Annotated in this window: 17 protein-coding genes and 1 pseudogene; 15 read left to right on the top strand and 3 right to left on the bottom strand. The window is 62.1% G+C overall.

Going from position 1 to position 18,006, the window contains the following annotated elements; genetic code table 11:
* Positions 1 to 46: 46 nt before the first annotated feature.
* Positions 47 to 1,153, top strand: coding sequence for a porin (locus AC1Z3W_RS12135; RefSeq protein WP_044846708.1), 1,107 nt, complete (start codon positions 47 to 49; stop codon positions 1,151 to 1,153).
* A 188-nt stretch (positions 1,154 to 1,341) separates the two neighbouring features.
* On the opposite strand, the gene AC1Z3W_RS12130 is transcribed toward AC1Z3W_RS12135, so the two are convergent.
* Positions 1,342 to 1,740 (bottom strand): GreA/GreB family elongation factor, encoded by a 399-nt coding sequence (locus AC1Z3W_RS12130; RefSeq protein ID WP_057929385.1) that lies wholly within the window; start codon positions 1,738 to 1,740, stop codon positions 1,342 to 1,344.
* 511 nt (positions 1,741 to 2,251) lie between these two features.
* On the opposite strand from AC1Z3W_RS12130, the gene AC1Z3W_RS12125 reads away from it, so the two are divergent.
* Positions 2,252 to 2,581, top strand: coding sequence for a DUF4148 domain-containing protein (locus AC1Z3W_RS12125; protein WP_057929384.1), 330 nt, complete (start codon positions 2,252 to 2,254; stop codon positions 2,579 to 2,581).
* A gap of 153 nt (positions 2,582 to 2,734) precedes the next feature.
* Here AC1Z3W_RS12125 and AC1Z3W_RS12120 read toward each other — a convergent pair whose 3' ends face one another.
* Positions 2,735 to 3,196 carry a CBS domain-containing protein gene (locus tag AC1Z3W_RS12120; RefSeq protein WP_057929383.1) on the bottom strand — a complete coding sequence of 154 codons (462 nt, stop codon included), beginning with the start codon at positions 3,194 to 3,196 and terminating at the stop codon, positions 2,735 to 2,737.
* 177 nt (positions 3,197 to 3,373) lie between these two features.
* Here AC1Z3W_RS12120 and ribA point away from each other — a divergent pair, with 177 nt between their 5' ends.
* A complete protein-coding gene (ribA, locus tag AC1Z3W_RS12115; RefSeq protein WP_057929382.1) occupies positions 3,374 to 4,024 on the top strand; it encodes a GTP cyclohydrolase II in 651 nt (216 codons plus the stop codon).
* Positions 4,025 to 4,246: 222 nt separating this feature from the next.
* Positions 4,247 to 4,678, top strand: a pseudogene (locus AC1Z3W_RS12110) (tyrosine-type recombinase/integrase); the annotation flags it as partial.
* A 15-nt stretch (positions 4,679 to 4,693) separates the two neighbouring features.
* Here the strand turns inward: AC1Z3W_RS12110 and AC1Z3W_RS12105 are convergent.
* Positions 4,694 to 5,713 carry an IS30 family transposase gene (locus tag AC1Z3W_RS12105; protein ID WP_483507661.1) on the bottom strand — a complete coding sequence of 340 codons (1,020 nt, stop codon included), beginning with the start codon at positions 5,711 to 5,713 and terminating at the stop codon, positions 4,694 to 4,696.
* 13 nt (positions 5,714 to 5,726) lie between these two features.
* On the opposite strand from AC1Z3W_RS12105, the gene AC1Z3W_RS12100 reads away from it, so the two are divergent.
* The 11 genes from AC1Z3W_RS12100 to AC1Z3W_RS12050 all read left to right on the top strand — a co-directional run bounded on the left by AC1Z3W_RS12100 (position 5,727) and on the right by AC1Z3W_RS12050 (position 18,006).
* Positions 5,727 to 6,146 (top strand): hypothetical protein, encoded by a 420-nt coding sequence (locus tag AC1Z3W_RS12100; protein ID WP_483507660.1) that lies wholly within the window; start codon positions 5,727 to 5,729, stop codon positions 6,144 to 6,146.
* Positions 6,147 to 6,847: 701 nt separating this feature from the next.
* Positions 6,848 to 7,837 carry an XdhC family protein gene (locus AC1Z3W_RS12095; RefSeq protein WP_483507659.1) on the top strand — a complete coding sequence of 330 codons (990 nt, stop codon included), beginning with the start codon at positions 6,848 to 6,850 and terminating at the stop codon, positions 7,835 to 7,837.
* A gap of 58 nt (positions 7,838 to 7,895) precedes the next feature.
* Positions 7,896 to 8,903: a winged helix-turn-helix transcriptional regulator gene (locus tag AC1Z3W_RS12090; RefSeq protein ID WP_050011244.1), complete on the top strand. Its 1,008-nt coding sequence runs from the start codon at positions 7,896 to 7,898 to the stop codon at positions 8,901 to 8,903.
* Positions 8,904 to 9,489: 586 nt separating this feature from the next.
* A complete protein-coding gene (locus AC1Z3W_RS12085; RefSeq protein WP_124551135.1) occupies positions 9,490 to 10,641 on the top strand; it encodes an iron-containing alcohol dehydrogenase in 1,152 nt (383 codons plus the stop codon).
* 11 nt (positions 10,642 to 10,652) lie between these two features.
* Entirely contained in the window at positions 10,653 to 11,075 is a 423-nt protein-coding gene (locus tag AC1Z3W_RS12080) for an acyl-CoA thioesterase (protein WP_483507854.1), read from the top strand.
* Positions 11,075 to 12,655, top strand: coding sequence for an enoyl-CoA hydratase-related protein (locus AC1Z3W_RS12075; protein ID WP_483507658.1), 1,581 nt, complete (start codon positions 11,075 to 11,077; stop codon positions 12,653 to 12,655). Before AC1Z3W_RS12080 ends, AC1Z3W_RS12075 begins: the two co-directional genes overlap by 1 nt.
* 11 nt (positions 12,656 to 12,666) lie before the next feature.
* Positions 12,667 to 13,545 carry an FAD binding domain-containing protein gene (locus AC1Z3W_RS12070; RefSeq protein ID WP_483507657.1) on the top strand — a complete coding sequence of 293 codons (879 nt, stop codon included), beginning with the start codon at positions 12,667 to 12,669 and terminating at the stop codon, positions 13,543 to 13,545.
* The gene (locus AC1Z3W_RS12065) at positions 13,515 to 14,075 is read left to right on the top strand and encodes a (2Fe-2S)-binding protein (RefSeq protein WP_483507656.1); all 561 of its coding nucleotides are present in this window, start codon (positions 13,515 to 13,517) and stop codon (positions 14,073 to 14,075) included. Before AC1Z3W_RS12070 ends, AC1Z3W_RS12065 begins: the two co-directional genes overlap by 31 nt.
* Positions 14,072 to 14,833: an N-acyl homoserine lactonase family protein gene (locus AC1Z3W_RS12060; protein ID WP_124551132.1), complete on the top strand. Its 762-nt coding sequence runs from the start codon at positions 14,072 to 14,074 to the stop codon at positions 14,831 to 14,833. The genes AC1Z3W_RS12065 and AC1Z3W_RS12060 overlap by 4 nt, the downstream gene beginning before the upstream one ends.
* The gene (locus AC1Z3W_RS12055; protein WP_483507655.1) at positions 14,826 to 17,270 is read left to right on the top strand and encodes a xanthine dehydrogenase family protein molybdopterin-binding subunit; all 2,445 of its coding nucleotides are present in this window, start codon (positions 14,826 to 14,828) and stop codon (positions 17,268 to 17,270) included. The genes AC1Z3W_RS12060 and AC1Z3W_RS12055 overlap by 8 nt, the downstream gene beginning before the upstream one ends.
* On the top strand, positions 17,254 to 18,006 hold the full coding sequence (locus tag AC1Z3W_RS12050) for an SDR family NAD(P)-dependent oxidoreductase (protein ID WP_124638255.1): 753 nt from the start codon (positions 17,254 to 17,256) through the stop codon (positions 18,004 to 18,006). The genes AC1Z3W_RS12055 and AC1Z3W_RS12050 overlap by 17 nt, the downstream gene beginning before the upstream one ends.

Raw genomic sequence — 18,006 nt, 5'->3', positions numbered from 1 at the left:
ACAAGGTCGCGAGACCTGCCTCTTTTTAGAAGGGAGCTCCACGAATATGAACAAGACTCTGATCGTTGCAGCAGCTGCAGCATCGTTCGCTACCGTCGCTCACGCGCAAAGCAGCGTCACGCTGTACGGCGTGCTGGACGCAGGCATCACGTACCAAAGCAACGTCCAGAACGCAGCAGGCCAAGGCAAGTCGCTGTGGTCGATGGGTTCGGGCATTGACCAGAGCCGCTTCGGCCTGCGTGGTTCGGAAGACCTCGGTGGCGGCCTGAAGGCGATCTTCACGTTGGAGAGCGGCTTCAACATCGGTAACGGCAAGTTCGCGAACAACAACGGCATGTTCAACCGCCAGGCTTTCGTTGGCCTGTCGAGCCAGTACGGCACGGTTACGCTGGGTAAGCAGTACGACTCCGTCCAGGACTACCTGGCACCGCTGACCGCAACGGGCTCGTGGGGCGGTACGTACTTCGCTCACCCGTTCAACAACGACAACCTGAGCACGAACGGCGGCTACTCGGCTAACAACACGATCAAGTTCGCAAGCGCGAACTACGCTGGCCTGCAATTCGGCGGCACGTACTCGTTCTCGAACAGCACGAACTTCGGCAACAACCGTGCTTACAGCGGCGGTGTGTCGTACCAGTACCAAGGCCTGAAGCTGGGTGCAGCTTACTCGCAAGCGAACAACCCGAACAACAACGGCACGGGCGCAGTTGACTCGTCGTCGGCTCTGTTCAACGGCCAAGGCCGCCTGCGCACGTACGGCGCGGCTGCTGCATACGCATTCGGCCCGGCGCAAGTTGGCGCAGCATGGACGCAATCGCGTGTCGACAACCAAGCTAACGGCGCGGCAACGTTCCACGCTGACAACTACGAAGTCAACGCGAAGTACAACCTGACGCCGGCTCTGGGCCTGGGCGCAGCGTACACGTACACGAACGCGAAGGTTGCTGGCGAAAGCACGCACTGGAACCAGTTCGGCCTGCAAGCTGACTACTCGCTGTCGAAGCGCACCGACGTCTACGCACAAGCTGTGTACCAGCGCGCTGCGAAGAACGGCGTTGGCGCATCGATCTACAACGGCGACGTCAACACGCTGCCGAGCTCGTCGATCAACCAAACCGCAGCAACGGTTGGTCTGCGTCACCGCTTCTAAGCGTGACGGCTGGGTAACCAGCTTCGCAGTATCGAAAAAGGCGCCTTCGGGCGCCTTTTTTTGCGCGCGCGGAATGCAGCAACCAAAGCGGTGGCGACGGTGCATATCGTCCGGACGCAAAAAACGAGGCTCAGGGCCTCGCTTTTCGTGTTCGTATGGCCGAGGTACGCTGCCGGCTCGCAGTGGCGTCAGCGCGTGTATTCGCCGTTGGCTTCCGGCTGGAACACGATCGCCGCGACCTTCATCAGCTTTTCGGCGCCGCTCGGCTGCAGCACCTTCACCAGTTGACCGCGTTGCGTACCCAGCAGGGCCATCCCGACCGGCGAGAACACGTTCAGGCGTCCGAGCTCGAGATTGGCGGCATCCGGATAAACAATCGTCCACGTGGCCTGTTCCTGGGACGCTTCGTCGAGCAGCGTGATCTGCGAGTTCATCGTAACGACGTTCGCCTTGATGGCGTCGGGCTGCACGATGTCCGCGCGCTCGAGCAGCGTGTCGAGCATTGCCTGGAATCGCGGGTTGTGTTCGGCGTGCTTCTCGAGGCGAGCAACGTCGAGTTCGGTCAGCTGGTAAAGGCGTTGTTTCATGGCAGTTCTCCAAATGATCGGCATGGGGCAGGCGTGGCGTGCCTATGGGATCGCCCGGAGCCTGTCTGACGTGGCTCCGGGGGAGGCCGCGCTGTCAGATCAGGCGCCGGGCAGGGGCGAGCGGCGTCTGAGCCGTGTGTCGAACGCAGGGGCGCGCCGGATGGCCGGCGCGTGCGCGCACGCCGGCGGGGCCGGACGGCGAAACCAGGAAAGGCGTGGGCGCGTACATGATGAATAGGGAATCGACAGGCGAATAAAACCTTACAATTCTACAACACAACCTTCCGGATCGGTGATTCGGCTGTCGGCCTTTCGTCAGGTATTGTTGTCAAAATGATTTAAGTGATAGGGATATCATGCGGCGAAAGCGGTCAATTTTTTCCAAAAATGCAACGCTGTATGTTCAAACCGAGGGTTTCCCCTTGGTGTCGCGCGCACTACACTTGATCCATCGCTTCAGACAGTCCAGCCGGGAGCGACGTCAAAAGAGAACATATTTCGGAGGTCCATCATGAAGTCGATCATCTACGCAGCGATCGCTGCATCCGTTCTTGCCGCCCCGATCGCATCGTTCGCGCAGTCCGAGCAGGGCTTGACCCGCGACCAGGTCCGGGCCGACCTCGTGCAACTGGAACAGAACGGCTACAGGCCGCTCGCGAGCGATTCGCAATATCCGCAGAACATCCAGGCCGCGGAACAACGGATGCAGCCGAGCCAGCCGATGCTCGCCCAAGCCGATACGAGCGGCTACGGTGCGGTGGCGATGGGCGCAGGCCAGTCGGGTCGCCGCATGACGCGTGAAGCCCCGAATCCCGTGAACTCCGTCTACTTCGGCAACTGAACATTCCCGGGTCTGCCCGAGCACAGCATGTGACCGACGGGACGCGCGCCACTAGCGCGCGTCTGCGTCAGCAGAGCAGAACCTCCGTCGCCGCATTCCGGCGGCTTTTCCGCCCAGACGCTCGCGCGTTTGGGCCTTTTTTGCTGGGATGGGTCAGGCGGACGTGACCGTCGGCGTGCCGTGGATATAGTGTTCGAGCTGACTGATCGTGAATTGCTGGTCGGCAATCACGCTTTTCACGAGGTCGCCGATCGAGATCAGGCCGATCAGCTTGCCGCCGTCGAGGACGGGCAGGTGGCGCATCCGGTGCTCGGTCATCAGTGCCATGCACTCGTCGGTGGATTGAGACGGTTCGACGTAGCGCACCTTGGCCGTCATGATTTCCTCGACGCGGGTGGCTTTCGACGAACGATCCTGCAGCACCACCTTGCGCGCGTAGTCGCGCTCGGTAACGATGCCGGCGATGTCGTCGCCGTCCATGACCAGCAGTGCGCCGATGCCTTTTTCGGCCATCAGCTTGATGGCGTCGTAGACGAAATCGGCTTTCGTGACCGTGTAGATCGTGCGGCCGGATTCCGGCTTGGCTTTGAGAATTTGCGCGACAGTCGTGCTCATTTGCTTTCTCCGTGTGCAGGACGATGCAGGGAAGGCAGGGCGTGATGCGCGGCACCCGACGGGCCCAGTATAGCCGGGCCGGCTGCGGCAGTCGCGTGACGTTTCCAGATTAGCGGTAAACTCCGGTCACGCACTATCCACACAACTCCTACATTCCTGATCGTTTCGACTGAATTCATGATGTCTTCGCGTCCCCAATCGCCCACGCCGGGCAATGGCCAGGTCGACGAGTGCGTGACGCTCGTCGCCACCGCGTCGCTGCCCACGCGCTACGGTACGTTCACGTCTTACGCCTTTCGCGTATCGGGCAGCGATGCCGAACATCTCGCGCTCGTGATGGGTGACGTCACCGGCGAGCAGTCCGTGCTGACGCGGCTGCATTCCGAATGCCTGACCGGCGACGTGTTCGGCTCCTACCGATGCGATTGCGGCGAGCAGCTCGATCTCGCGCTGCGTTACATCGCGGCGGAAGACCGCGGCGTGCTGCTGTATCTGCGCGGCCACGAAGGGCGCGGCATCGGCCTGAGCAACAAGATCCGCGCCTACGCGCTGCAGGAGCAGGGGCGCGATACCGTCGAGGCCAATCTCGACCTCGGCCTGCCCGACGACGCCCGCGAATACGACTCGGCCGCCGCGATCCTGCGGATCCTCGGCGTGACGTCGGTACGACTGATGAGCAACAACCCGAAGAAGTTCGACACGCTCGTGAAGCACGGCATTCCCGTCTGCGAACGCGTGGCGCTCGCGGTGCCCGTGCGCGAGGAAAACGAGCGTTATATCCGAACCAAGCAGGTGAAGTTCGGGCATTACTTCGAAGAAAACGAATAGCCGAAGTTTCGGCTTTGTCCGAGGTGGTCCGAGATGTTCCGGGGATGTGTTTAAGTCATTGAAATTAAATGAAAATTCAAGACTTCTCGTCCCCTCCGTCGTGGCATCAACGTTTGCCTCTGCTTAGCTAAACTTGCTGCGTTGGCGTAGGTTTCTGTGGTGTTGTGCAGAAAACCTACGCCGCGTATGCTTCTCTCAGGAAAAACCTACGCCGAGGGAAGCATGCGCTTTGATGCACGCGTCGCGGCCGGGCTGCCGAGCGGCGAACACATGACCTTTGAGGGGTTTCCGGGACTTCGTCTCCAGGCTTCGATGAGTCGCAAGTCATGGACATATCGCTACAAGTCGCCGGTTGATGGCCGTATGCGGCAAGTGAAGCTCGGCGAGTGGCCCGCGATGGCATTTGCTGCTGCGATCTCCGCTTGGGAAAGGAGCCGCGTTGAGCGTGATTCTGGCGCTGAGCTTTCTTCACTCCGTCGAAACAGAGAAGCGACGACTCCCAGTCCATCACCAACTGCCTACACCGTCAGGGAGCTGTGCTGTGACTACCTGGAAGGGCATGTAGAAATAAATCGGAAGACGAAGGGCGCGGTCGAGGTCGCCCGAATATTCAAGGCAATGTTGGGGCCTATCGCGGACGCTAGCGCGGCGACTGGGTGGTCTCAAGAATCAAGTGCAACGTTTAGCCAATCCGGCGGCAGTCAATTCCATCGCCATAGCCTCTTCAGGGGTTTTCCAGTTGAGGGTTTGGCGAGGGCGGCCGTTCATCAGTTTGGCAATGTCGTTCAATTGCATCTGGGTGACGCCTGACAGGTCGGCCCCCTTGGGCAGAAACTGGCGCAGCAGGCCGTTGGTATTTTCGTTGCTGCCCCGTTGCCAAGGGGCGTAGGGATCTGCGAACCAGATGTCCAGATTCAGTCGTTCAGCCAGCTCGACATGACAAGTCATTTCCGATCCACGATCGTACGTCAGGCTCTCACGCAGAAAGGCCGGGAGCTTCTTCATCTGGCGCGTGAACCCCTCCAGTGCGTCCTGGGCCGTACACCCATCCATGCGGCACAGCACGACGAACCGGGTCTTGCGCTCGACCAAGGTACCGACGCAGGAGCGATTGAAGGCGCCTTTGATGAGATCGCCTTCCCAATGACCGGGCCATTGGCGCGTTTCGATTGCCTCGGGTCGATGGATGATGCGCAGTTCTTCCGGTACAAAGCTCTTGCGGGCCAACGTCTTGCGCGCGTTGCCGCGCACCGGCTTGTTCTGGCGCAGGGCCTCGATCATCGCCTGCTTCAAGCCGCCGCGGGGATGGGTATAAATCGCCGCGTAGATCGTTTCATGACTGACGCGTTGCTCGGGATTATCTGGATGCATCTCGCGAAGTTTGGCAGCAATTTGCTGCGGCGACCAGCGCCGATAAACCAGGTCGTGATGCACTTGCCAGTACAGCGCGCTTCCTGTTGCCAGCTTCGCCGGACGCCGACTTCGCTCGCGGCGCGCCCGGTAGGCTCTAGCCGCGCTCGTGGCGTCATAACAGCGAGACGATTCCGTACGATTGCGTGCCAGTTCTCGCGTGATCGTCGACGCGCTGCGACCAAGCAGCCTTGCAATCGCCCTGACGCTCGTGTTTCTGGTCCTCTCGATCATGATCGCCGCGCGCTCTTCGGCGCTCAGATGCTGGTATTTCGTCATTGCAATCGACCTAATGTGTGGCTCCGGCGCGGCGTCGGGTGCCTTCGCTCGAAAGTGGAAAACATACGCATCTGATGCGCAGCAATTTTCCGTACTTCTGGGAACCGTACAGGGCGGCGGATTTGATCTGGCGCGAGCGGAAAAAATTTTAAATGGAGTTTTGCTTCGATTCAAAGAACAGTACGCGAAATTGGAAGTTCAACTCTCTGAGGCGATCGAGAAAGAGGAAGAGTTTCTGACATCGGAGTTCGACGCATCGACTGCGAAACAATTTTTTAAGTGGATTTCCGAATACTCGCGTCTGCAAGAATCGTGGCGTCAGTCTGACGGCATCCTAAGTACTAGCAGTACCGGCCATGACACCTGGCAGAGGAAACCACGATGTGCACCTTATGAACGCCGCGATTTAGCAAGCTGTTTTTGCAGACACTGACCATTGGGCCAAACCAACTAACGCCCATCCGGCCCTAGAAATGGTGGCTGGCTCCGCTGTCTACAATCGACTTCGGACACGCCGTTCGGCTTGTCGCGTACTCGCTGGCGAGGACTACCGCCGACGCTACACGCAGCGATGGCGGGGGGCGTTCCTATGATTCACTGGCCGCGGCCTTGCGAAGACCGGTGTCAACTCCCCTCCAGTACCAGCAGTCCCCGTCGCGCGTCGTGCGACACCTGAGTTTGAGCGAGCAATCGTGTCGTCGTGACAAAGCCGATTATTTCGATATGGAACCTTACCACTACGCCACGATCGTCCGTTCAAACGGAGGTTCCGCGCAACGCGTGGCCGGCGGCTGTCACCGCTCCAGAGGGATTGACATTGGTCTTCGCGACGCCGGGCTCGGTTAGAACTTTAGTTCGCGGCGTGCGATCCCTTGATTCACAAGGATTTCGCATCTTTCGGTCGACCGAGACTGGCGAAGTGACATCTTTACTTCATAAACGGTGACGACTTTATTTTGGCCTACGGTTGCCCGAACTGTCGCAGCAACTCGAAGCCTGTCCCTCCGTGCCAAGGGCTATCAAAGTCGAAACCAGCGGCAAACCTTCTCACGTGTGTCAGGCGTGAGTTACTTGCATAAATGAACTAATTGGCGTACTGTGGAAGGGCCGTGGAGGGAAACTGCGTTGGATAGCATGGATCGAGACGTACTGGAAACTGCCGTCATGTGGCATCGCGCCGGGCGCGCGGTGATGCTCGGCACGGTTCTGAAGACGTGGGGCTCGGCGCCTCGCCCGATCGGCGCGATGGTCGCGCTGCGTGACGACGGTGCAGTGAAGGGTTCCGTATCGGGCGGGTGTCTCGAGGACGATCTGATCGAGCGCGTGTGGCGCGTCGGATTTTCGGGCTCGACGCCGACTGTCGTAACCTACGGCCTCTCGGCGGACGACGCGCATCGCTTCGGCCTTCCGTGCGGCGGCACGCTGATGATTCTCGTGGAACCGGTCCGGGTATCGTCGCGCCTTGACGAGGCGCTGGAATGGGTCAGGCGTGGCCGGGTAGTGATCCGCAACGTGAATGCCAATACCGGCGAAGCCGACGTGAGGCCGACCGATTCGGCGGCCCCGACCTCGTTCGACGGCGTGTCGTTGCGCGCATGTTACGGACCGAGCCATCGCCTGCTGATCATCGGTGCGGGGCAACTGTCCGAATATGTTGCGCGGATAGCGGTGGCGCTGGGCTATCGCGTCATCGTTTGCGAACCGCGTGAAGAGTACCTCGGGGAATGGTCTGTGGCTCATACCGAAGTATTTCGCGAAATGCCCGACGACCTGATCGAGCGAGTCGGCCTGGATCCGAACACGGCCGTGGTTGCGCTGACGCATGATCCGAAGATCGACGACCTGGCGTTGATAGAGGCGCTCAAATCCCCGGCATTCTATGTGGGAGCGGTCGGCTCGCGTGCGAATAACGCGAAGCGTCGGGAACGGCTCAAGCTGTTTGACTTGACCGACACACAGGTTGCAGCGCTTCATGGTCCGATCGGGCTTCACGTCGGTGCCAGAACGCCGCCGGAGATCGCGGTGGCTATCATGGCGGAGATGACTTCGCACCGGTACGGTGTGCCGGTCGTGCAGTCGCACGCGCTGCGCGATGCGCCGTCGGTGCCGCAACGGAGCGAATAGGCACGCGCGTACCTGTGTGGCGTTGTGTGAATGGCAGATAAAATTTTTCGATGAACTTATGGCTAAACCCACCATGCTCGAATCGTCGAGCCACAGTGCGTCGGATGCACGTTTTGCATCGATCGAGCGCTATTCATCAGTTGCGAGAACAGTCGAGATACTGTCGGATGCGTGGGGATTTTTGGTGCTGCGAGAGTGCTTTTTTGGCGTCCGGCGATTCGAGCAGTTCCAGAGCATCCTGCAGGTGCCGCGTACCACGCTGGTGGAGCGGCTCAAGAAATTCACGACTCTGGGCATACTGAGGAAACAGCTTCCGTCGACGGGCGGTGCCCGCTACGAGTACCGTTTCACGGAGCAGGGTCGCGACTTATACGCGACGATGATTGCGTTGCTCGCCTTTGGCGACCGTTGGCTTGCGGGCGGCGCGCAGCCTCCGTTGAAACTGATTCACAAGACCTGCAAATGCGATTGCACGCCCCGCGTCGCATGCTCACACTGCCACGCCGGCATTGACCCGAGGTCCGTCCACTATCGCGACGGGCCGGGGGCGGGTGGCGAGGAGCGTAGCGTCGAACGCAAGCGCTCGCGCCGGAATTCGGACGTGAGCGTTCTCGAGCGCATTCGCCCATGCTCGGTCGCGCGAACGTTGCAGATCATCGGTGACCGCTGGAGTTTCCTCGTGATCCGGGAATTCTTTTACGGTGTTCGACGCTTCGACGAGTTTCAGTCGCGCCTGGGTATCGCTACCAACATCCTGTCGGACCGACTGCAGCGACTCGTCGAGCAGGGTATCGCGGAGAAGCGGCTGTATCAGGAGAAGCCGAAGCGTTACGAGTACCGGCTGACCGAAATGGGCCGCGACTTGTATGGGCCGCTGCTGGTGATGATGGCCTGGGGTGACAAGTGGCTGTCTGGGGGAAAAGCACCGTTGAAACTCCGGCACCGAGAGTGTGACCACGATTTTCATGCAATCGTCGTATGCGACAAATGCGGCACCGAACTCGATCCGCGTGAAATGTCATACGTGCTGCGGTATGCGTTGCCGGTAGAGCTCGACGTCGCCTGACTCGCGCTTCTTGGTGCCGCGTGGCGCCCGAGCGCGCGTACGGCGGCAGATCGATTCATCAGGATGGCGGCGGCTGTCTTCTCGTCCGGTGGGCCTGGCGGCCGGCTGGGCGTCTCGTTCAAATCGCGCAGGCGGACCGCGCGCGTGACGATTTGCCTCGTCATCTCCTTTTTTCCCCTTCCTCATGGTTTGGTGCGCCGGATCGACTGCACGTGTCGCCACGTGCATCAAGTCGCCCGCGCGGACTGCCGCGTCCCGATTCGACCTCGCAGCGGACGTTAACCGTGTAGGCATGTCCGGTACACAACAACCAGGAACGTATCGGAAATGCAAGCGATCTCTACGTTCGCGATTTCATATTGGAACGGCTGCGCTCCCCACGAAAGCGACGGCCGCATCCGCGCGGAATGCTTCAATAAATCGGTAAATCGCGGCTGGATAGCCGCGCGGCGTCTACATGACAAGTTGTCGAACAAGGGACTTGCAAATCAGAATTTCGCTCACTATAGTCCACTTATGCAAGTTAGTTTGTCGTCACGACATCGTCGTCGATTCCGTGATTCCGTGATCGGGTGGAGGAGCAAAATTGAACGCATTTGAGTTTCAGTCGAACAGGTCTACGATCGTCGAGGCCGGCGCCTCGGCCCGCCTTGGGGAAATCGTCGGCCGGCTGGGCTGTCGCGCGGTCTTTCTCGTGACCGATCGCGGTATCGTCGATAACGGTCTGCTGAAACCGGCTCTTGATAGCCTCGAGGCAGCCGGCACGGCCGTTACGGTGTATGCGGACGTGCAGGCCGATCCGCCGGCTGACGTTGTGAACAGTGCGGCCGATGCGGCGGTGTCCGCCCGGGCTGACTGCGTGGTCGGTATCGGCGGCGGCAGCTCACTCGACGTCGCGAAACTGGTGGCGCTTCTCGCGCACCGGACGGAAAAGCTCGACGCCGTCTACGGCGTGGGCGTCGCGAAGGGGCCGCGGCTCCCGCTGGTATTGCTGCCCACGACTGCGGGAACGGGATCCGAGGTCACGCCGATTTCTATCGTGACGACCGGAGACGGAGAAAAGAAGGGCGTTGTCTCGCCCGTTCTGCTGCCGGACATCGCCGTGCTCGATGCGGATCTGACGTTGAGCCTGCCGCCCGCCGTCACAGCGGCGACGGGCATCGACGCGATGGTTCATGCGATCGAGGCGTATACCAGCAAGCGCCTGAAGAATCCGGTCTCCGATTGCCTCGCGAAGGAAGCGCTTCGCTTGCTCGGCGCCAACATCGGCGAGGCTTGTGCCAACGGCACCAATCGCGACGCACGCCAGGCAATGCTGCTCGGCGCAATGCTGGCCGGCCTGGCGTTCGCCAATGCGCCCGTAGCAGGGGTGCACGCGCTGGCCTATCCGGTGGGCGCACGTTTTCATGTTCCGCACGGGCTGTCGAACTCGCTCGTTCTGCCGGCGGTCATGCGTTTCAATCTCGATGCTGCGGCCGACCGGTATGCGGAGCTTTCTGCCGTTCTGATGCCCGACGTCACGGGAAATACCGGTGCGCGTGCGAACGCACTGGTCGAGCGATTGACTGCACTGCCGAAGGCGCTCGGCTTGCCGACGCGGCTGTCGGACGTCGGTATCAGCCGCGGCGATATCGCGACACTGGCGGAAGACGCGATGCGTCAAACCCGTCTGCTCGTGAACAACCCGCGCGAGATTTCCCTTCAGGATGCGGCTGCGCTCTACGAGGAGGTTCTGTGACCCAGAAAAAAATGCCGTCGCGTCGCGCCCAATATCCGCACTTCAGCGCTATCCAGACGCGCTGGTCAGACAACGATTCCTACGGGCACGTGAACAACGTCGTCTACTACGCGTACTTCGATACGGCGGTCAATCGGCATTTGATCGAACGTGGCGTGCTCGATATTGCAACCAGTCCCGTCATCGGGCTCGTGGTCGACACGCGTTGCACGTACTTCTCGTCGATCGGCTTTCCCGACGTCGTCCACGTCGGCATGAAGGTCGTGCATCTCGGCAACAGTAGCGTGCGCTACGAGGTCGCGCTGTTTCGCAACGATGCTGATACGGCTTCGGCGATCGGCGAGTTCGTACACGTCTATGTCGATCGGGCAACGAACGGTCCGGTGTCGATTCCGCACGATGTCCGGCAAGTCTTGCGGTCGTTGATGGCCTGATGCGCCGGTCACGACAGGTGTCCTGGAGGAGAGAACAAATGGAAATGGCAGGAGAGGCACGGTTGCAGGCATCCCGCGAGACCGTGTGGAACGCGCTCAACGATCCGGCGGTGCTGCAGGCCAGCATCCCAGGGTGCGAAGTGCTCGAGAAGAGCGCCGACAACGAATTTACCGCGACGGTGGTGTCGAAGGTCGGGCCGATCAAGGCGCGGTTCGCCGGCAAGGTGACGTTGTCGAATATCACTGCGCCCGTCAGTTACACGCTGACGGGTGAAGGGTCTGGCGGCGCGGCAGGCTTCGCGCGTGCGGACATCGACGTGGCGCTCGAAGCGCTGGAGCAGGATGTCACGCTGCTTCGATACGGCGTCAAGGCAAACGTCGGCGGCAAGCTGGCGCAGTTGGGCTCGCGAATGATCGATGCGGCGGCGCGCAAGTCGGCGGACGATTTCTTCGATCTGTTCGCGAGGCAGGTCGGCACGAAAATGGCCAATGGCGAACAGGAGACGTCGTCATCAACCATGAGCGTCGATGCACTGATGGCGGCTGTGTCGATCGAGCGTCCGCTCGTTGCGCCGGCTCACGCGGAATTGGCCGTCGCCGCCGAACCCGCGGCGGCGCGGCAACGCGTGGAATCCGTCGGCAGCGCTGCGCCGCAGGCTCGCTCCTCTGGGTCGGACGGCGCACCCGCGGTCTCGTTGGCCGATCTTCAGGCGGAGGTGACGGATGCGTTGATGACCGAGAAGATCAAGGTGTGGATCTCCGATCAGATTGCGGTCGTCATCTTGAACCGGCCGCGCAGTCGCAACGCGATGACATACGGGATGTGGCTTGCGATGCCGTCGATTATGGCCGCGCTCGAACGAAATCCCGAGGTGCGGGCTGTGTTGCTGACAGGCGCGGGCGACGACTTCTGTGCCGGCGCCGACATTTCCGAGTTCGAGAAAGTGCGCGCCGACGCTGGCCAGGCGAACGCGTACGAGATTGCGGTTGATGCGTGCTGCGATGCGATCGCGAACATCTCGAAGCCGACCATTGCCGTATTGCGGGGCTACTGCCTGGGCGGAGGCGCGCATCTGGCGATGTCGTGCGACTTCCGCTTCGCGGCGCCCGACGCCACGTTCGGCATTCCTGCGGCGCGCCTTTCCATCATCTACGGCGTGCGTGGGACGCGCAAGCTGTTGTCGCTGGTGGGGCTGTCGCAAGCGAAGAAGATCCTCTACGGCGCAGAGCGATTCGATGCGCGTGCGGCGCGCGACATCGGATTCGTGGACCGGATCGCCGGAAACGACGCGCAGGTCGCCCCGCTCTCATGGTGGCAGCGTGTGAGCGGCGCCAAGCCGCGCGCAAGGACGAGCGATCCGATGGCCGATGCGCGCGCGTTCGCGAGAACGATGGCGGCGAACGCGCCGCTGAGCCTGGCGGGTGCGAAATACCAGCTGAACGGGATGGCGATGGGCACCGGCGCGCTCGATCTCGATCGAGCCGAGGCGATGATCGCGGCGGCAGCCAGTAGCGACGACTATCGGGAAGGCCGGGCCGCATTCGCGGAAAAGCGCTCGGCGAAATTCCAGGGACGTTGACGGAGGAAACGATGAAACCGGCACCGTTTGACTATTGTTGCCCGGACTCCGTCGACGAGGCGATCGCCGTGCTGGTGGCCTGCCGCGGCGATGCGAAATTGATGGCCGGCGGCCAAAGCCTGATGCCGATGCTGAATTTTCGGGTCGTTCGTCCCGCGATGATCGTCGACATCCGCAAACTGGTTGAACTCGACTACGTGCGCGAGCGTGATGACGGCGGACTCGCGGTGGGTGCGCTGACGCGTCACCGCGTGCTCGAGACGTCGCGCCAGGTCGCCCGACGTTTTCCGATCATTCCTGACACGATGCGCCATGTCGCCCACCTCGCGATCCGGAATCGCGGCACGATCGGCGGAAGCCTGTCGCATGCCGATCCGGCTGCGGAGTTGCCGATGCTGGCGCGATTGCTGGATGCGACGATCGTCACGCGTTCGCCCCGCGGCGAGCGCAGGATTGCGGCGGCCGATTTCTTCATCGCGCCACTCTCGACGAGGCTCGACGATGACGAGATGGTCGTTCGCGTCGATTTTCCGGGCGTGAAGCCCGGGACCGGCTGGTGTTTCGAGGAATTCTCGCGTCGCGCAGGCGACTTTGCGCTGGCCGCCGTGGGCGTGCTGCTAGATGTCCGCGACGGCGTCATTCACGATGCGCGCGTCGCGATGATGGGAGTAGGCGACACGCCGTTGCGGCGCAGTGACTCGGAAGCGATCCTGCGCGGCAAGCCGTTGTCCGACGCGCTCGTGGAGGAGGCGGCGGAAATCGCGTGTGACGGACTGTCTCCCGCCATGGATCTGCATGCTTCGCCGGCGTACCGCCGCCATCTCGCGGGCGTGCTGGCGCGGCGCGCGATACGCAGCGCATGGTGCCGTGCTTCAGGAGTCGCGCAATGACCGAACGTGACATTGCCCGCAAGCCCGTCTGGATGATCGTCAATGGCACGGTCGTCGAGTGCAGCGTCGAACCGCGCCTGCTTCTGTCCGATTTCTTGCGACACGACCTGTCGCTGACCGGCACGCACGTCGGATGCGAGCACGGCGTATGCGGGGCTTGCACGGTGATCGTCGACGGCGATAGCGTGCGGTCCTGCCTGATGCTGGCGATCTCGGCCGACGGTTGCGACGTGCGTACCGTGGAGAGCATGGGCACGCCCGATTCGCTGAGCCCGCTGCAAGAGGCGTTCCGTGAACATCATGGCCTTCAGTGCGGGTTCTGTACGCCCGGCATGCTGGCGACCTGCACCGATGCGTTGCAGAAATACCCGCTCGACAGCGATGACGAGATTCGCGACGCGCTGTCCGGAAATCTTTGCCGCTGTACCGGCTACCAGGGCATCGTCGAAGCCGTCCGTGTTTGCGTAACGGCGCGCGACGCATTGCGGCAGGCCGCCGGATCCGAGCCAACCGAGGATAACCAACGATGAAAATGCATGTTCTGAATGGCGGCCGGCTCCGGATGCGCAAGAGTGTCTATCTGCCGCAAGCCGAGCGAAGCGAAACGATCGATCTGCCGGTGGCATGCATGCTGTTTCGGCATGGTCAGGGAAACGTATTGTTCGACACCGGATGCCATCCGCAGGTCGTCGACGATGCCGCCGCTCGCTGGGGGGCGATGGCGAAGGCCATGACGCCGATCGCCGGACCGGAAGACAACGTCATCTCGGAGTTGAAAACGCTCGGGCTCGGGCCGGACGATGTCGATGTAGTCGTCAACTCCCATCTGCACTCCGATCATTGCGGCTGCAATGCGTTCTTCAAGAGAGCGACGTTCTTCTGTCATGCAAAGGAGCTGGCGGCCGCCCAGGGAGAGGAGGCACTGCAACGCGGCTATATTCCCGCCGACTGGCAGCATCCGATGCCGACCGAACTCATCGACGGGGAGCGCGACGTCTTCGGCGATGGAAAGATGCTGCTGGTCCCGTTGCCGGGGCATACGCCAGGGAGCATGGGCATGCTCGCGACGCTGGAGCGTGACGGCGCCTTCCTGCTTGCTGCCGACGCCGTTGCGCTGCGCGAGAATCTGACGCGCGAAGTGATGCCGCGCAACACGTGGGACTCGGATGCCGCGTTGTCATCTCTCAACGAAGTCCGGAGGCTCGAACGAGATGGCGCGAGCGTGATCTTCGGCCACGATCCGCAACAGTGGGAGACGCTTCGCAAGGGGGCTCACGCGTATGAGTAAGCCGCGTCGTGATCCTGGCGCGCCGCCGGACGCCGATGTCGGCATCGACGAACAGCCGCGCGGCGGTTTTGTCGGGCGGCCGGTGCGCCGATTCGAGGACGCGAGACTGCTCACCGGACTCGGACGTTATGTCGACGATCGGCCGGCCGGAAATGCACTTCATCTCGCGATCGTGCGCAGCGACCAGGCGCATGCGCGCATCCGCGCCGTGCGTGCCGACGCTGCACGCGGCATGGAAGGTGTATTCGGCATCTATGCGTGGGCCGATCTGGCTGGCCTCGTCAAGCCGGCTGTCGCGGTATCGCGCATGGCGGATTATCAACCCACGCCGATTCATGCGCTGGCGGACGGTGTCGTGCACTTCGTTGGCGAACCGGTCATCGCGGTGCTCGCTGAGAGCCGCTATCTCGCCGAGGATGCGCGGGATGCGATCGAGATCGAATACGAACCGCTGCCGGTCGAGACCGATGCCGAGGCGGCGGCACAGCCCGGCGCGCCACTGCTGCACGACGGGTTGACGAGCAACGTGCTGGTCGAACGACGGTTCGTGCGCGGTGAGATCGACGAAGCATTCGCGAACGCGCCCGTCACCGTTGGCGGCCGGTTCCGGTTTCACCGGAAGATGCCGACCGCGATGGAGCCGCGCACCTATATCGCGGAAGTGGATCCGGGCCGGGACGCCCTGACGCTCTACACGTCGAGCCAGATACCGGGCATCGTGCGCGACGCGATGGCGGATCTGCTCGACATGCCGGGCAACCGGCTGACGGTCATCGCGCCCGATGTCGGGGGCGGATTCGGCGGCAAGACCTCGGTCTATCAGGAGGAGATGCTCGTATGCGTGCTCGCGCGAAAGGTCGGGCGCCCGGTGCGCTGGAGCGGTGATCGGCTCGAGGACATGCTGTCGACGAGCCAGGCCTTCGACGAACGGGTCGATGCCGAACTCGCACTGGATAGCGATGGCCGGATTCTGGGGCTGCGTGCCGAAGTGATCGGCGACGTGGGCGCGTATTCGATCTATCCATGGACCGCCGGCATCGAGCCGGTACAGGTCATCAGTTTTCTGCCCGGGCCGTACCGGGTCCCCGCGTATCAAGGACACGTTCGCGGGGTGACGACACCCAAGGCGCCGACCGGACCCTATCGCGGCGTCGGACGCCCGACCTCGACATTCGCGATGGAGCGCCTGATGGATCTGGCGGCAAAGCGTCTCGGAGTGGACCCGACGGAGTTGCGGTTGCGCAACCTTGTGCGTCCCGAGGAGTTCCCGTATCGGACGCCAGTCGGCATCGTGTGGGATCAATCGGCGTTCATCGAGGGACTCGAGGCAGCCAAGGAGCGGTTCGACTACTCCGCCGCGAGGCAGGCACAGGCGCAGGCGCGTGCCGAAGGGCGCTGGGTCGGTATCGGCGTCGCCTGCTATGCGGAACTGTCCGGCATCGGTTCGCGCATTTCGGCATCACCAGGCATGCCGATCAACACCGGCACCGATACGTGCGTGATCCAGCTCGATTCGACCGGAGCGGTCACGGCATCGTTCGGCTGCGCATCGCATGGTCAGGGGCACGAGACGACACTCGCTCAGGTGCTGGCCGACGAACTCGGCGCGCGCATCGAAGATCTGCGCGTGATCACTGGCAATAGTGCCGCAGTACCGCACGGTACCGGAAGTTATGCCAGCCGCACGGCCGTCATCAGCAGCGGGGCGGGAATGCTGGCAGCGCGCGAGCTTCGTGCACGGATGCTGCGCGTCGCAGGCCACCTGCTCGACGTGTCGCCGGAGGATCTCGACGTGGTCGAGAGCGTCATTCGCGTGCGCTGGCGCGATGCGTGTCTGTCATTCGCCGATCTGGCAAAGGCGCTCTATTCGCAGATGGGACGCGTGCCGCCGGAGTTCCGGGAGGACCTTTGCGTCAGTCGGGTGTACGACCCGGTGGTAGGCACGACCAGTTCGTCGACGCATCTCGTTAAGGTGGAAATCGATCCCGACACGTATGGCGTTCACGTTCAGCGATACGTGATCGCGGAGGACTGCGGACGGGTGATCAATCCGTTGATCGTCGCGGGGCAGACGCGTGGCGCCGTGGCGCAGGGCATCGGTGCGGCACTGCTCGAAGAAGTCGTGTACGACACCGACGGCCAACTGCTGACCGCGAGCCTGGTCGATTACCTGCTGCCTTCGGCACCGGAAGTCCCGACGTTGGATCTCGTGCACCTCGAGAAACTGGCACCCAACACGCTGGGCGGCTTTCGCGGCATGGGCGAGGGCGGGACGATCGGCTCGCCCGCGGCCATCGCGAATGCGATTGCCGATGCCCTGTCGCCGTTGAACGTCGACATATCGGAGCTGCCGGTGACGCCCGAACGTCTGTATCGCCTCATTCAGTCATCCCTCATTGAATCAATCAAGGAGCAACAAGATGGAATTCAGACTTGACGGAAAGGTCGCGCTCGTCACCGGCGGCGCCCGGGACGTCGGGCGTGAAATCGCACTGGGCCTGGCTGCCGAGGGCGCGAGCGTCGTCGTCAACTATCACGGATCGAAGGCCGCGGCCGAAGCTGTCGTGGACGAGATCCGCGCGCAAGGCGGGCGAGGGATGGCGATCGGCTGTGACATCTCGGACCGTCGGGCCGTGGATCAGATGATTGACGAGACCGTCGAGGTCTTTGGCGGTCTCAACATCCTTGTCAACAACGCCGGGCTCGTCATCCGCAAGCGCTTTCTCGATTCCCAGCCGGACGAATGGCGCAAGCAGATCGACGTCTGCCTCTACGGCACGCTGAACTGCACACATGCGGCGCTGCCTCATCTCGAACGACAGAAAGGCAGCGGCCGAATCATCACGATCACAGGAGATTCGTCGCGGGTAGGTGAATCCGGCCTGGCGATCGGCGCGGCCGCGCGCGCGGCCAATATTGCGCTGATGAAGTCGATCGCACGGGAAACCCGCTCGGGCACGACAGCAAATGCGCTCGCGCTCGGGCTGATCGAGACTGCACACGATCCGGAATTTCTCGAGGCGAATCTGGAACGGCTGGTCAAGCTCTATCCGCTTCGACGCCTCGGTCAGCCGCATGATGTTGCGCCCATGGCGGTCCTGCTTGCATCGGAAAAGGGAAGCTGGATTACCGGTCAGGTGATCAGCATCAGCGGCGGCTTCAGTATGGTCTGA

It is taken from the genome of Burkholderia sp. 10_S31 (assembly GCF_056930375.1).
This window is presented reverse-complemented; position numbering and strand designations above follow the sequence as displayed.